Origin of the sequence: Xanthomarina sp. GH4-25 (genome assembly GCF_045363175.1) — a bacterium.
In the GTDB taxonomy this organism is placed as follows: domain Bacteria; phylum Bacteroidota; class Bacteroidia; order Flavobacteriales; family Flavobacteriaceae; genus Xanthomarina.
The window spans coordinates 407444-421256 of sequence record NZ_JBJFLO010000002.1 but is presented as its reverse complement, the minus strand read 5'-3'; the positions used below and the strand labels follow the sequence as shown (position 1 = coordinate 421256).

The following is a 13813-nucleotide window of genomic DNA, read 5'->3' as shown; positions in this document are numbered from 1 at the left end:
CATATTGCAACAACTTATAAAATTCAACAGGTAGAAATTTATGATATTTTAGGAAAGAAGGTAAAACAAGTTGCAGACAGTCCTAAAATTAATGTCAACCACTTACAAGCTGGAATCTATCTTATAAAAATATTTACAGACAACGGGCAAATTACTAAAAAAATAGTGGTGGAATAAACTATAAAGAAGCTATTAATTGAAAATTAGGGAATTGAAATTATGTTAAATGATTTGATTCCCTTTTTTTTTAATAATTCACATATTCAACAATTTCCAATCCATAACCAATCATACCAACACGCTTGGTCTGTTCGCTATTTGAAATAAGGCGTAGTTTATGAATATCTAAATGATGTAGTATTTGTGCTCCAATACCAAAATCTTTATGATCCATTTCTATTCGAGGAGCTTTGACTATTTGACCTTCAATTTGAGATTCTTTTAAAACATTCAATCGCTTTAAAAGATTCATGGATTGTGATTGTTGATTGACAAAAATAATAGCACCTTTCTCTGCATCATTGATAACTTTAAACATATCATCTAGCTTTTCTTCTGCATTATTTGTTAGCGTACCAAGAATATCTGTATTCACTAATGTAGCATTAACACGAGTTAAAACAGGTTCGTCTTTAGACCAGGAACCTTTTGTTAGTGCGATATGTATTTGATCGTTTGTTGTTTGTTGAAACGCTCTTAATCTAAATTTTCCAAAACGCGTTTCAATAATATAATCTTCTTTCTTTTCTATTAAAGAGTCGTGTTGCATGCGATAAGCCACTAAATCTTCAATTGAAACAATTTTTAAATCGAATTTTTTTGCCACCTTCATTAACTGTGGCAAACGTGCCATGGTGCCATCTTCATTCATAATTTCCACAATCACGCCTGCAGGTTTTAAACCAGCCAATCTCGCGAAATCTATTGCAGCTTCAGTATGTCCTGTTCTACGTAAAACACCACCTTGTTTTGCTACTAATGGAAAAATATGCCCAGGTCGTGCTAATTCAAAAGGTTTAATATTATCATCTACAAGAGCTTTTACGGTTTTTGCTCTATCTCCTGCAGAAATACCTGTAGTTACTCCATTGCCTCGTAAATCTACAGAAATGGTAAAAGCTGTCTCCATTGGATCTGTGTTGTTATGAACCATTGGATTTAATTCAAGCTCCTTACAGCGTTTTTCAGTTAAAGGCGTGCAAATTAGACCACGACCATGAGTTGCCATGAAATTGATCATTTGAGGTGTTACCATTTCGGCAGCTGCTAAAAAATCACCTTCATTTTCTCTGTCTTCATCATCTACAACAATAATAACCTTACCGTTTCTTATATCGTTTATGGCTTCTTCAATACTATGTAATTGGATTTCAGAAGTGTTTTTTACTGATTTTAGCGTGGACATAATTGAACTATTAAAGATGTTGCAAAGTTATAGCTTATTTTAAACTATTAGAAAGGTCTTCGTTAATTTTATTTCTTCTTAAATAATGGGTTAGTGGATAAAAAATAAAACCTAATATGATAACTACAGGATTTTTAGTAAACCCTTTTACCTTTATTAAATTGTAGATTTTATAAAGTTTTATAAGTGAAAAAATAAAATAGATTGTAAAAACAAAGAAGGATATGATGCTTAATTGCAAGCACACTAAAGCAATTTCTTCTAGTTTGTTATTTTTAAGAATAAAATATAAGGGTAAAAGGATAGCTCCAATAATATAGAAAATGAACGAAAACCTAGCATATTCTTTATAATCTGAATGCCTTTTCATAATAGTTTCGAAATCTTCAGCTAGAGCTAAAGGTTCTTTTTGTACACCGTGTTTATTTTGTAAATCTTTTAAAACATCTTCTGGAAGTTGAGAAACTTCTTTAGCTGTTTTTTTAGATTTTACCTTAAATAATTTCTTTAGAGGCTCTAGTATATAATCGAATTCAAATAATCCTCGATCTTCTGTAGCTCTTTTTGTTAAATATACACCAAGAGGTAACATAATTATAGTGGAGAACCAAGATGCAAAAATAGGATTTAAACTTCCGTCTTTCGCACTGTTTTTTGCAAAAATACCGATAAAATGATAGGTTAAAAATAGTAAAATAGCAATAACCATAGGTAGTCCAATACCACCCTTTCTAATAAGAGCTCCTAAAGGCGCGCCAACAAAAAACAAAATAATACATGCAAAACCTAAGGCTAGCTTCTCATGAAGTGCTATAATGTGTCTATTTAACCAAATACTTTTTGTTTTTAATCCTTTTTCTTTACTCTCTATAATTTGAGATGTGCTTTTAAAAGAATTAGATGCTAAATCTAGCAACTGTACTTTATCTCTATTGGAATATAAATCTAAAATAGCTCCGTTATATATTGTATCTTTTTTTAATGATATACCATTGTTAAGCGTTGGTAATGTCGTTCTTATATATAAATTCGAAGCTAGTTCAGTAATATGTTTTTCTCTATCAATTTTTAAAGTATCAATGGTGTAGCTTAAGTCTTTAATGTTAAGCATATTATACTTATCATTAATATCTTTTTGCTCTAAATCAATATTATTAAGACTTGATAGATCTACATTTATAGTATATTTTTCAAAAGAACTTTTCGTCATTGGCTTTTTTTGCCTTTTTTGGTAGTCTTTAGGAGGTGTGTCGTCATAAAAATAACCGTCATAAAGAATCAATTGTAAAATATCAGAGTCTTCTTCACCAATAAGCTCTCCTGTTTTAGAATAAATGGTTGTATAGTTTCCAGATTTTTTACTTGTTTTTTTGTGGATTAAAACTTCTTTTAAAAATTGACCTCTATCACCACTTTTATCGGCTACTTTTATATTGTATTCACTTCCAACTTCATTAAATTGCCCTTCGGCAATAACCATTGCAGGTTTTAGTTTAGCAATGTTTTTCCGTAAATTGTAGGAGTTGTATTCTGCCCAAGGAATTACATTGTTTGTAAAGAAAAATGTGGTAATACCTAAAACCACTATAAATACACTTAATCCAGCCATAGCTCTTTGAAGAGAAATACCAGTAGATTTCATGGCAGCGAATTCATAATTTTCGGCAAAATTACCAAAGACCATAATAGACGCTAATAAAATAGTTAAGGGTAAAACAAGAGGAATAAGTTTTGGTGAAAAATAGAGTAAGAATTTAGCAACGACAACCATATCCAAATCTTTACCAGCTAATTCTTTAATATAAAGCCAGATGGTTTGTAAAACAAAAATCAGCATGAGTATAACAAACACGCTGATAAAAGTTTTTAAGTATGAGGTTAGTATGTATCTATCTAAAATTTTCACACGTTACTTAATCCAATTTATTAATGTAGTAATCTTTAAACTTGTTCTGATCAAAAGTAAATAAGGATTTCGATATAGGTTCGTTTGTTTTAAAAGAATTAACAGTTAAAGTTGTTTTAGTACCATTTTTACCAATTTCTATGAGGTTATAAATATGTTTGGTTTGGGCATCGATACCTAATAACACATTTTTTATTTCAGAATTAGAATCTATTGGTGTTAATTTAACATATTGAATTTTTCTACCTTTAACATTTTGAATAATATCCATTTTATAGGTGTAACCATCTTCATAAAATGAAAGCATTTTACTTGGAGTAATGTTGCTATCTTCATTTGAAACATCTGAAGAGATAGTAACTTCTTCATCATCTGGGCTAATACTATACAAGGTTTTTCCGTCGAAAATTCGTGTAGCTCCTAAGATATTCAGTCTGTATCTATCTCCTTGCATCACAACATCTCCACGAGTTTCTTGTTTGATGTTTTCTGCCGAATTTTCAAGCGCATACTTGAAATCTATTGAGATGTTTTCATAGCTTTTTGCTTTCTGTGACACCTCGTCTAAAAGTGCTTTGGCATTACTGTCTTGACCGAAAGTAAATGCATACATAAAGAGGGTAAATATTACTATTATTTTTTTCATTTTAAAAATATTTTAAATGACTTATTTATTAACTTTCATTTTGTAAAAGTTGGTCTAGTGCTACTAAATCTGGGACTAAAACTTGTCTGGCTTTACTACCTTCAAAACCACCTACAATACCAGCAGCTTCTAATTGATCTATCAATCTACCTGCACGATTATAGCCTAATTTTAATTTACGTTGCAAAAGAGAGGCTGAGCCTTGTTGTGCTGTAACAATAATTTCTGCAGCTTCTCTAAATAGTTTATCTCTATCTGCGATATCTACATCAAGACTTGTGCCACTTTCCTCACCAACATACTCAGGTAAAAGGTAGGCATCTGGATAGGCTTTTTGCGAACCAATAAAGTCTGTTATTTTTTCGACTTCTGGAGTGTCTACAAAAGCACATTGAATACGTACTAAATCGTTTCCTTGAGTATAAAGCATATCTCCACGACCAATTAACTGGTCTGCTCCAGAACCATCTAAAATAGTTCTAGAATCTATTTTACTAGTTACTCTAAAGGCAATTCTAGCAGGAAAATTAGCTTTTATAATTCCGGTAATTACGTTTACTGAGGGTCTTTGGGTTGCAATAATTAAGTGGATTCCAATAGCACGAGCCAATTGTGCTAATCTAGCTATTGGTGTTTCTACTTCTTTACCAGCTGTCATAATTAAATCTGCAAACTCATCGACTACCAATACAATATAAGGTAGAAATTGATGACCATCATTTGGATTTAATTTTCGGGCTTTAAACTTTACATTGTACTCTGCAATATTTCGGCATAAAGCATTTTTAAGCATTTCGTACCGATTATCCATCTCAATACACAAGGAATTTAAAGTATGGATTACCTTAGTATTATCTGTAATAATGGCATCTTCACTATCTGGTAATTTTGCTAAATAGTGACGCTCAATTTTGTTGAATAAAGTAAGTTCTACTTTTTTAGGATCTACCAAAACAAATTTTACTTCAGCAGGATGTTTTTTATAAAGTAAAGAGGTAAGTACGGCATTCAATCCAACCGATTTCCCTTGACCTGTAGCTCCAGCCATTAATAGGTGAGGCATTTTTGCTAAATCTACCACAAAAGTTTCGTTACTTATGGTTTTTCCTAAAGCAATAGGCAATTGCATATCTGACTTTTGAAATTTTTGAGATGCAATAACAGATCGCATAGAAACAATAGTAGAGTTTTTGTTTGGTACTTCTATTCCAATGGTACCTTTTCCTGGAATTGGAGCTATAATTCTAATTCCTAATGCTGAAAGCGATAAGGCTATATCGTCTTCTAGATTTTTAATTTTAGAAATTCTAACGCCAGCATCTGGAACTATCTCATAAAGGGTTACTGTTGGTCCAATGGTTGCTTTAATACTAGCAATACCAATTTTATAATTGTTTAAAGTCTCTACAATCCGGTTTTTATTTTCTTCAAGTTCTTCTTGATTGATAGTAATGCCTTCTGTTTCATATTTTTTTAATAATTCTAAAGAAGGAAATTTATAATTGCTTAATTCTAAAGTAGGGTCGAAGAGGCCAAAATCTTCTACTAATTTATTAGATAGATTATCTGTTTCTGAGAGCTCTTCAGCTACTTCTTCCACTTCAATCGTCATTTCAGGTTCTTCTTTTTCTACTTCAGGTTTTGGTTTTGGCTTGTCTTCTTTTAAAATAACGTCTTTCTCTTCAGTCTTGTTATTTAAGTCTAAATCAAAAGCAGATTTAATGTCTTGTGCTTCAGCAGTTAAATCGTTATCAATTGGTATAGAGATATCTTCATCTGTAGGATTAAACTCTTTTTTAATATCTTTTGAAGCTTTTTGAAACAGGTTTTTAAAAGAGTCTGCTGTAACATTAAATCTTATGGCTAAATATGTAATGAATAGAAAAACGAGTAATAATGAAGTCCCGATTTTTCCTAAATAATCTTGTAAAAAGCTATTCATTTCAAAACCAATGGTGCCTCCTAAAATATCTAAAGAATCTGCAAAAAAGCCAAGCAGAATGGAAAGCCATATCACAATAAAGGTTCCCCAAAACCAATGTTTTCGTAATTTACTAGAACTAGAATTTGTTAAAATAAAAACACCAGAAAGGAATAAGAGTCCTGAAAAAATAAAAGAAGCAACACCAAATCCTTTATATATAAAAAAGTCACTTAACCAAGCACCAGTTTTATTTAACCAGTTTTCAGTTTTAACCTCTCGAGATGTAAACTCTGTTAGCGTACTTTGATCGGCTTTTCCTGTAAAAATGTAAGATATAAATGCAATAAAAAGCAAAAGACCTAAAATGGCTAAAAAGCTACCCAATACTAGTTTTTGTTGATTGGACAACTTAAAACTTGGGGCTTTAAATTTAGGTTTGCTTTCTTTGCGAGTTTTAATTTTCTTTTTTGCCATACTTATTTTTGAAAAAACGTCTATCTAATTTATAAAATGATTCAGATTACATTGTTTTCACAATGCAACAAAAATACAAATTACAAACGTTTATCCTAGTCCTAAAAGTATTTAAAAAATCTTTGGAAAATAAATAATGCAACCAATGATTATTGCTATAATAGCAAATATAAAAACGGTTCCAGCAGCAAGGTCTTTTATAAGTCCAATTTTTTGGTGAAATTCTGGATGTATAAAATCTGCTATTTCTTCAATAACAGTATTAATACCTTCAATTGAAATAATTAAACCAATAATTAAGGTTTGAACAATCCACTCTGTGGTATTAAGTCCTACATAACATCCAAGAATCGTCATAATGACTCCTATAAAGACCTGAACCTGAATGCTAGCTTCAGTTTTTATCAAAAGCCATGCTCCTCTAACTGCATATTTAATACTCTTTATTCTATTTATTAAGAAAGACCCTTTTTTAGTCATTTAATAAAGCTTCAAGAGCAGCTTTGTAATTTGGTTCTTCGGTAGTTTCAGAAACTTGTTCGGTGTATTTAACTGTACCATTCTCGTCTAAAACAATCACAGATCTTGAGTGTAATGCTTCTAAGGGACCATTAATAAAATTTAAGCCATAGTCTTTTCCAAAACGACCATCTTTATAATCTGATAAAGTAATAACATTATTAAGACCTTCAGCTCCACAAAAACGAGCTAAAGCAAAAGGGAGATCTCTAGAAATACACAACACTTTGGTGTTGTCTAATTCTGCAGCTTCTTGGTTAAATTGTCTAACAGATTGTGCACATGTTCCTGTATCTACACTAGGAAAAATGTTTAATACCACTTTGTTTCCTGAAAAATCGGATAAAGACTTCGTGCCTAATTCGTTTGTAGTTAGTTTGAAGTCTGGTGCTTTTATTCCAACTTCTGGTAGTGTTCCAGAAGTTTGTATGTTATCTCCATGTAAAGTTACTGTTGCCATAATAAGTGTGTTTTAATTTTTAATAAAAATACTAATAAATTAAGAGTTTAACTAGTATGCCTTTTTAGATTTTATTAATTTAAGAAAGTGTTGTCCAATTTATTAGTTTTCAATAATTTATAATTTGTATTGATGTTAATAATATGTTAGTTATTTGTTAAACTAAGTTTTTGAACATCTAACGATAAGCTTTACTGCGTAGATAAGGAAACAAATCTATAAATATAAATAACCTATTATTATGACAGTATCAAAAAAACTATTTGGAGCCTTATTATTAACTTGCTTTTTAGGATTGTCTCAAATGACATCTGCACAAACAGCAGATAGTAATACAGATAAGAAAACTGTAGAAAAAACTAAAGTTCAGGAACAATCTCAAGTTCAAGCTGAATCTGAGGTAAAAGAAGAAAAAGCTGAATTAAAAGCAAGAGAAGAGCATGCTGTTGAAACAAAGGCAGTGAAAGAAGAAGAAATGGAAAGCGATAAAGAGTAAATTCGTATTCATTTCTAACAAAAAGCCTCTTAATCTTTTGATTAAGAGGCTTTTTAATTAGTAATATAATTGTTTAAGAATCAATAGAGCCAAGAACACGTTTCATAAAATTATTTAAGGCCTCTTTTTTAGGTGTGCCTTCTTTAATCATTTTTGTTACTTCAATGGCTCCATACATATTGGAAATTAATTCTCCTATAACATCGAGTTCTTCGTCTTTTAGAGATGTAACTTCGGTTAAAGCTTCTAAAGTTTCAATAGTCTCTATAACAAAATCTTCATCGTTTTCTTCAATGAATTGTGTTAGGTGTTTGATGATTGGTAATTTCATTTAAAATTAATTTAAGTTATCAACCATTTCTTTTAAAACATCAAACTTATTTGTTTGTACTTGATTTATAAAATCTCCTTTTTTAAAAGTCGCAAAGGTTGGTAAATTATCAACAGTTGCTAGTTTTCTAGATTCTGGAAATTTTTCAGCATCTGCAATAACAAAAACTTTGCCTTCGCTTTCTGAAGCTAATTTTTTAAATTTTGGCTTCATAATTCGACAATTACCACACCAAGTTGCAGAATATTGAACAACAACGGTATCGTTATTATTTATTATATCTTGTAAATTATCTTGTTCTAATTCTTGTACCATATCTCTTAAATTTTTAAAGTTAAAATACCCTATATTGCCAGTAGGTTGTGAAGTTCTAACCCCCAAATTCTACAACATATTTCATGATTTGGAATTTGAGAGTTAGAATTTATGAATTTAGTGAGAAGCTAAATATGCAGCAGTGCCTTTAGCGTTTGCTTGCATGGCATCTTTACCTTCTTCCCAGTTTGCTGGACAAACTTCACCTTTTTCTTGAACGTGAGTTAGAGCATCAATAAGTCTTAAATATTCATTGACATTTCTACCTAACGGCATGTTGTTAATACTTTCATGCTGTACTGTACCTTCTTCGTCAATAATATAAGTAGCTCTATATGTTACATTGTCACCATCTACAGTAACAACACCCGTTTCCTCGTTGTATTGTTCGTTAGTGATATCTAAAATACCTAAAGTAGAAGCTAAATTTCTATTAGAATCTGCTAAAATTGGATAAGTTACTCCTTCAATTCCACCATTATCTTTTGCAGTGCTTAACCAAGCAAAATGAACTTCTGGTGTATCACACGATGCACCAATTACTATTGTGTTACGTTTTTCAAACTCTTTCATAGCAGCTTGAAATGCATGTAATTCGGTTGGGCAAACAAATGTGAAATCTTTTGGATACCAGAATAAAACTACTTTTTTCTTGTTGTTTACTGCTTCTTCAAGAACGTTTACTTTAAAGGTGTCACCCATTTCGTTCATTGCGTCTACGTTTAAATCCGGGAATTTTTTTCCTACAAATGCCATATTTTTTAAGTTTAATTATTAGTATTTTTTGTTACTGCAAATATAGCTTACTAAGGCATTATTTTGGGCTAATTAAAATCTTAATTTTTTATCACACTATAAATTTTGTTTATAGCGAAATTAAAAATCAATAAATAAATTCTATTTATCTGAAATTTGTCTAATTTTAATTTGAAGAGCTGCAAAGAAAAGAGTCGTAAACGGACTTAACCAGTTAAAGATGGCGTATACAAAATAATCTGCTACACTAACGCCTAAAACACCAGATTGATATGCGCCACAAGTATTCCAAGGAATTAAAACTGATGTAACAGTTCCTGAATCCTCTAATGTTCTACTTAAATTTTCAGGAGCTAAACCTTTATCTTGATATGCTTTTTTAAACATTTTACCAGGAATAACAATGGCTAAATATTGATCACTAGCAATAGCATTTAAACCTAAACAACTAATTACAGTACTTGCAAATAATCCGAAAACAGTAGTGGCAACAGATAATAAGGCCTTGGTAATTCTGGAAAGAGATCCAATTGCGTCCATCACACCTCCAAACACCATGGCACAACAAATTAGAAAGATAGTCCAAAGCATCCCTTTCATTCCACCAGCCGAAAATAAATCGTTTAGTTTTTCATTATCTGTGGTTATTTGTGTGTCTGTAAAAATAGCATTCACAATAGATCCAATTTTTGAAGATGCTAATCCGTCAAGAATGTTTGGTTGAAAAATAAAAGCAAAAACAGCAGCAAGTAAAACACCCGTTCCTAGAGCAATTAGAGGTTTTGTCTTTAACAAAATAAGCGCTATAACGGCTAATGGTACTATAAATAATAGAGGGGTAATATTGAAAGTGTTCTCTATACTATTTAGAAGGCTACTTAAATCTGTATTACCTGTTGTTTCTATTGAAAAACTTATAATGGTAAATGCAATTAAAGTAATTATTAAGGTTGGTACAGTTGTAAAAGTCATGTAGCGTATATGGGTAAACAAATCTGTGCCAGCCATAGCAGGAGCAAGATTTGTTGTGTCGCTTAATGGAGACATTTTATCACCAAAATATGCACCTGAAATAACAGCTCCAGCAATCATTCCAGTGTGGATACCAAGTGCAGAACCAATTCCAATTAAAGCAATACCAACCGTTGCAGAAGTTGTCCAAGAACTACCTGTAGCAATAGAAATAACAGCACAAATAATTACAGAGGCTGGTAAAAAAATGGCAGGACTTAACACTTGTAAACCATAATATACCATGGCAGGTATCACGCCACTTACTAACCAGGTTCCAGCTAAAGCTCCAACTAAAAATAAAATCATAATGGGTACAAAGACACTGCGTAAATTTTCCCAAACTTCTTTTAACATTAAGCGCGCTTTAACTTTGTTAAAAAAACCAACGATTGCAGCAATACCACCACCAATTAATAATATAAACTGATTTGAATATTCACCTAGAGCTTCACCATCTGCAAGAAAGATGTTGTAGGCTAACATCATCATTAAAAGAACTACAGGAATTAAGGCTTCCCAAATGTTAAGTTCCTTATTTTCAATAATTGTCTGGTCTTCTATTTCAATTTCAGAAAGGTTTTTATCGTCTTGCATTTTTTTAGTCAGTTGTTTAGGATTGTAATGTTACGATTTTCACTTTAAGTATGCAAATCGATTAAGTTGTGTACATTTGTTTTCCGATTTAAAAATGAATGGATTCAATTACTCAAATTGTTTTAGGAGCTGCCTGTGGCGAAATAGCTTTAGGAAAAAAAATAGGAAATAAAGCATTACTTTTTGGAGCCATTGGGGGAACCATTCCAGATATGGATGTTTTTTTAGCAAAGCTTTTCTACATAAATGAAATTGATAGAATGGCTTTTCATAGAGGGATTATGCACTCTATATTTTTTGCTATTATAGCCGCCTTAATTTTAGGGGCTTTAGTATATTGGCTTTATAATAGAGGAAAACGAATAGAGACAACCACTAGAAAAGATTGGATCTGGTTGTTTTTCTTGTCAATTTTTACACATCCTATTTTAGATAGTTTTACTCCCTACGGAACCCAACTGTTCTTGCCTTTTTCAGATTATCGGGTAGCATTTAATAATATTTCAGTTGTAGATCCTTTTTACACCTTTACTTTTTTAATATGTATTATTATTGTCATGTTTTATAAACGTAACACGAATAAACGTTTGTTTTTTACAAGGCTTGGTTTATCTGTAAGTTCATTATATATGCTGTTTACTATAGCTAATAAACGGTATGTGAATACAGTTTTTAAAAAATCTTTAGTCGAGAATGGCATTACTTATAATAGGTTTCAAACACAGCCTACATTTTTTAACAATGTGCTTTGGTATGGTGTTGTTGAAACAGACACCCATTATTATGCTGGTTATTATTCCATATTAGATCGAGTTTCTAAAGTTGAAAATTGGCAGAAGCTTCCAAAAAATCATGAGTTTGTTTCAATTGAAAGTCCAGACATTAAAACTTTAGCATGGTTTAGTAATGGCTATTATAATTTAATTCCTCAAAAAGAAGTAGGCACCTATCGTTATAACGATTTAAGATATCCATATTTAAATTTAGAAGATCCAAATTCTTCAATTTTTAGTTTTACTATAAAAAAGAAGGGAGAACGTTGGAACGCTCTCCCTTTTTATGGTAGACCTCCATCAAGTGAAGATTTAAACGTTTTTTGGAAACGTCTTAAAGGGAATGACTAATTACAGTATATTTAACTCTTTCATGCATTGGTACATAGTGTTAAAAGTACGATCAATGTCTGCATCCAAACCTATTGAAAAACGAATTAAGCCATCGCTTAATCCCATGTCTTTTTGTTCGTCTTCAGGAATTTCAGAAGAGGTTGAGCTTCCAGGAGCAGAGAATAATGTTTTATAAAAACCTAAACTTACAGCTAAATATCCTAGGTTTTTTTCTTGCATTAACTCCATTAAAGCATTGGCTTTATCTAGAGAACCAACATCAATAGTTAGCATGCCTCCAAAGCCATATTTTTCATTCATCATCGATTTAAACAAATCATGAGAAGGGTGTGAGGCCAATCCAGGATACACTGTTTTTAAGCCTAATTTTTCAAATTTCTCAGCTAAATATGTGGCATTTAAACTATGTTGTTGCATTCTAATATGAAGTGTTCTTAAATTCTTTAAAACTGAAGCAGCTCTTAAACTGTCCATAGTTGAACCTAAAAGCATGCAAGCACCATCGTTTACATTACGTAAATCGTTAATAAACTCTTGTGTACCGCAAATAACACCACCAACAGTATCGCTAGAGCCATTGATAAATTTTGTTAAACTGTGAATTACAATATCTGCTCCTAATTGAACTGGTGAAATGGATAAAGGAGAAAAGGTATTATCAACTACTAATTTTAAATTGTGCTTTTTAGCTAATTTGGCAAGCCCTTCAATATCTGCTACTTCCAACAATGGATTACTAACAGATTCGCAATAAAGTATTTTAGTATTTTCAGTTATAGCTGCTTCAACGACATCTAATTTCGTGATATCTACAAAACTGGTTTTAATGTTAAATTTTGGAGTGAAATTCTTTAAAAAGGCATAGGTTCCACCATAAATCGTTCTACTTGAAACTATATGGTCACCAGCACCACAAAGTTGCATGATTACAGGAGTAATGGCTCCCATTCCTGAAGCGGTTACGTTTGCTGTTTCTGTACCTTCCATGGCAGCAAGAGCTTCACCTAGGTATAAGTTAGAAGGTGTTGAATGTCGAGAATATAAATAACAACCGTCGGCATTACCTTCAAAGGTGTCGAACATGGTTTTTGCCGATAAAAAGGTGTATGTAGATGAATCTGAAATTGACGGATTAACACCTCCAAATTCTCCGAAATATTGTAAATCCTGTATGTTGTTTGCTGGTTTAAAAGCCATAATAGTTATAATTTAAGTTAAATATGATGTAAAAATGAAGATTATTAGACAATTAATCAATAGACATGATGAATATTGGATTTTAAATCTATCAATTGATATATTTGTAGATTATAAATAAGTTTTTGTTGAATTGTGTTCACTAAAACTGAAAATTTTTCAAAAATGACTTTCGATACAATTGACAAAAAATTATTAGACTTATTACAAGCAGATAGCAAACAAACCAATAAACAACTTTCGTTAAAATTAAACTTATCTGTAACAGCTGTCTATGAGCGTATTAAGAAACTAGAAAATCAAGGTGTTATTTCAAAATATGTTGCTTTGGTTAATAAAGAAAAAGTTGAAAAAAGTTTTGTAGCTTTTTGCCATATTAAACTAATTCAACATACTCAGGATTATGTTGTTAAATTCGAAAAAGAAGTTACAAATTTAGTGGAAGTTATGGAGTGTTACCATATAAGTGGGGATTACGATTATCTATTAAAAGTCATTGTGGAAGATATGGAAGCTTTTAGAGAGTTTATGGTCAATAAATTAACATCCATCAACCATATAGGAAGTACACATAGCATGTTTGTAATTAATGAAGTAAAACATACAACAGCAATTAATATATAATTGTTTTACTAATTTTTATATTGCC

General features: G+C 31.3%; 15 protein-coding genes. 4 read left to right on the top strand and 11 right to left on the bottom strand.

The window, feature by feature from the left end:
- Positions 1-3: 3 nt before the first annotated feature.
- Positions 4-177 carry a T9SS type A sorting domain-containing protein gene (locus tag ACI5KZ_RS04565; protein ID WP_406847042.1) on the top strand — a complete coding sequence of 58 codons (174 nt, stop codon included), beginning with the start codon at positions 4-6 and terminating at the stop codon, positions 175-177.
- 70 nt (positions 178-247) lie between these two features.
- Here the strand turns inward: ACI5KZ_RS04565 and ribB are convergent, their stop codons facing one another.
- The 6 genes from ribB to tpx all read right to left on the bottom strand — a co-directional run bounded on the left by ribB (position 248) and on the right by tpx (position 7334).
- Positions 248-1405, bottom strand: a complete 1158-nt coding sequence (ribB, locus tag ACI5KZ_RS04560; RefSeq protein WP_109309662.1) for a 3,4-dihydroxy-2-butanone-4-phosphate synthase — start codon at positions 1403-1405, stop codon at positions 248-250.
- Between the two features lie 34 nt (positions 1406-1439).
- On the bottom strand, positions 1440-3311 hold the full coding sequence (locus ACI5KZ_RS04555) for an LptF/LptG family permease (RefSeq protein ID WP_109309661.1): 1872 nt from the start codon (positions 3309-3311) through the stop codon (positions 1440-1442).
- A gap of 7 nt (positions 3312-3318) precedes the next feature.
- On the bottom strand, positions 3319-3957 hold the full coding sequence (locus tag ACI5KZ_RS04550) for an outer membrane lipoprotein carrier protein LolA (protein ID WP_109309660.1): 639 nt from the start codon (positions 3955-3957) through the stop codon (positions 3319-3321).
- A gap of 28 nt (positions 3958-3985) precedes the next feature.
- Complete coding sequence (locus ACI5KZ_RS04545) at positions 3986-6355, bottom strand: DNA translocase FtsK (protein ID WP_406847037.1); 2370 nt, start codon at positions 6353-6355, stop codon at positions 3986-3988.
- Positions 6356-6466: 111 nt separating this feature from the next.
- Complete coding sequence (locus ACI5KZ_RS04540; RefSeq protein ID WP_406847036.1) at positions 6467-6835, bottom strand: diacylglycerol kinase family protein; 369 nt, start codon at positions 6833-6835, stop codon at positions 6467-6469.
- Complete coding sequence (gene tpx / locus ACI5KZ_RS04535) at positions 6828-7334, bottom strand: thiol peroxidase (protein WP_109309657.1); 507 nt, start codon at positions 7332-7334, stop codon at positions 6828-6830. The genes ACI5KZ_RS04540 and tpx overlap by 8 nt, the downstream gene beginning before the upstream one ends.
- A gap of 241 nt (positions 7335-7575) precedes the next feature.
- Between tpx and ACI5KZ_RS04530 the strand changes: the two genes are divergently transcribed.
- Complete coding sequence (locus ACI5KZ_RS04530; protein ID WP_109309656.1) at positions 7576-7830, top strand: hypothetical protein; 255 nt, start codon at positions 7576-7578, stop codon at positions 7828-7830.
- 73 nt (positions 7831-7903) lie between these two features.
- On the opposite strand, the gene ACI5KZ_RS04525 is transcribed toward ACI5KZ_RS04530, so the two are convergent.
- From ACI5KZ_RS04525 to nhaC, 4 genes are all read right to left on the bottom strand, one after another.
- Positions 7904-8161: a DUF6952 family protein gene (locus ACI5KZ_RS04525; protein WP_406847035.1), complete on the bottom strand. Its 258-nt coding sequence runs from the start codon at positions 8159-8161 to the stop codon at positions 7904-7906.
- Between the two features lie 6 nt (positions 8162-8167).
- Entirely contained in the window at positions 8168-8476 is a 309-nt protein-coding gene (locus ACI5KZ_RS04520; protein WP_109309674.1) for a co-chaperone YbbN, read from the bottom strand.
- A gap of 117 nt (positions 8477-8593) precedes the next feature.
- Positions 8594-9232: a peroxiredoxin gene (locus tag ACI5KZ_RS04515; RefSeq protein ID WP_109309654.1), complete on the bottom strand. Its 639-nt coding sequence runs from the start codon at positions 9230-9232 to the stop codon at positions 8594-8596.
- 141 nt (positions 9233-9373) lie between these two features.
- On the bottom strand, positions 9374-10840 hold the full coding sequence (nhaC, locus tag ACI5KZ_RS04510) for a Na+/H+ antiporter NhaC (protein ID WP_109309653.1): 1467 nt from the start codon (positions 10838-10840) through the stop codon (positions 9374-9376).
- Between the two features lie 98 nt (positions 10841-10938).
- Between nhaC and ACI5KZ_RS04505 the strand changes: the two genes are divergently transcribed.
- A complete protein-coding gene (locus ACI5KZ_RS04505) occupies positions 10939-11964 on the top strand; it encodes a metal-dependent hydrolase (RefSeq protein ID WP_406847034.1) in 1026 nt (341 codons plus the stop codon).
- On the opposite strand, the gene ACI5KZ_RS04500 is transcribed toward ACI5KZ_RS04505, so the two are convergent.
- On the bottom strand, positions 11965-13164 hold the full coding sequence (locus ACI5KZ_RS04500) for an aminotransferase class I/II-fold pyridoxal phosphate-dependent enzyme (protein WP_406847033.1): 1200 nt from the start codon (positions 13162-13164) through the stop codon (positions 11965-11967).
- A gap of 165 nt (positions 13165-13329) precedes the next feature.
- Here ACI5KZ_RS04500 and ACI5KZ_RS04495 point away from each other — a divergent pair, with 165 nt between their 5' ends.
- Positions 13330-13788 (top strand): Lrp/AsnC family transcriptional regulator, encoded by a 459-nt coding sequence (locus ACI5KZ_RS04495; RefSeq protein WP_109309650.1) that lies wholly within the window; start codon positions 13330-13332, stop codon positions 13786-13788.
- Positions 13789-13813 lie beyond the last annotated feature (25 nt).

Coding starts and splice junctions, on each gene's coding strand:
- ACI5KZ_RS04545 (WP_406847037.1), bottom strand. CDS start 6,355: ATGGCAAAAAAGAAAATTAAAACTCGCAAAGAAAGCAAACCTAAATTT.
- ACI5KZ_RS04530 (WP_109309656.1), top strand. CDS start 7,576: ATGACAGTATCAAAAAAACTATTTGGAGCCTTATTATTAACTTGCTTT.
- nhaC (WP_109309653.1), bottom strand. CDS start 10,840: ATGCAAGACGATAAAAACCTTTCTGAAATTGAAATAGAAGACCAGACA.
- ACI5KZ_RS04500 (WP_406847033.1), bottom strand. CDS start 13,164: ATGGCTTTTAAACCAGCAAACAACATACAGGATTTACAATATTTCGGA.
- ribB (WP_109309662.1), bottom strand. CDS start 1,405: ATGTCCACGCTAAAATCAGTAAAAAACACTTCTGAAATCCAATTACAT.
- ACI5KZ_RS04550 (WP_109309660.1), bottom strand. CDS start 3,957: ATGAAAAAAATAATAGTAATATTTACCCTCTTTATGTATGCATTTACT.
- ACI5KZ_RS04495 (WP_109309650.1), top strand. CDS start 13,330: ATGACTTTCGATACAATTGACAAAAAATTATTAGACTTATTACAAGCA.
- ACI5KZ_RS04505 (WP_406847034.1), top strand. CDS start 10,939: ATGGATTCAATTACTCAAATTGTTTTAGGAGCTGCCTGTGGCGAAATA.
- tpx (WP_109309657.1), bottom strand. CDS start 7,334: ATGGCAACAGTAACTTTACATGGAGATAACATACAAACTTCTGGAACA.
- ACI5KZ_RS04520 (WP_109309674.1), bottom strand. CDS start 8,476: ATGGTACAAGAATTAGAACAAGATAATTTACAAGATATAATAAATAAT.
- ACI5KZ_RS04515 (WP_109309654.1), bottom strand. CDS start 9,232: ATGGCATTTGTAGGAAAAAAATTCCCGGATTTAAACGTAGACGCAATG.
- ACI5KZ_RS04525 (WP_406847035.1), bottom strand. CDS start 8,161: ATGAAATTACCAATCATCAAACACCTAACACAATTCATTGAAGAAAAC.
- ACI5KZ_RS04540 (WP_406847036.1), bottom strand. CDS start 6,835: ATGACTAAAAAAGGGTCTTTCTTAATAAATAGAATAAAGAGTATTAAA.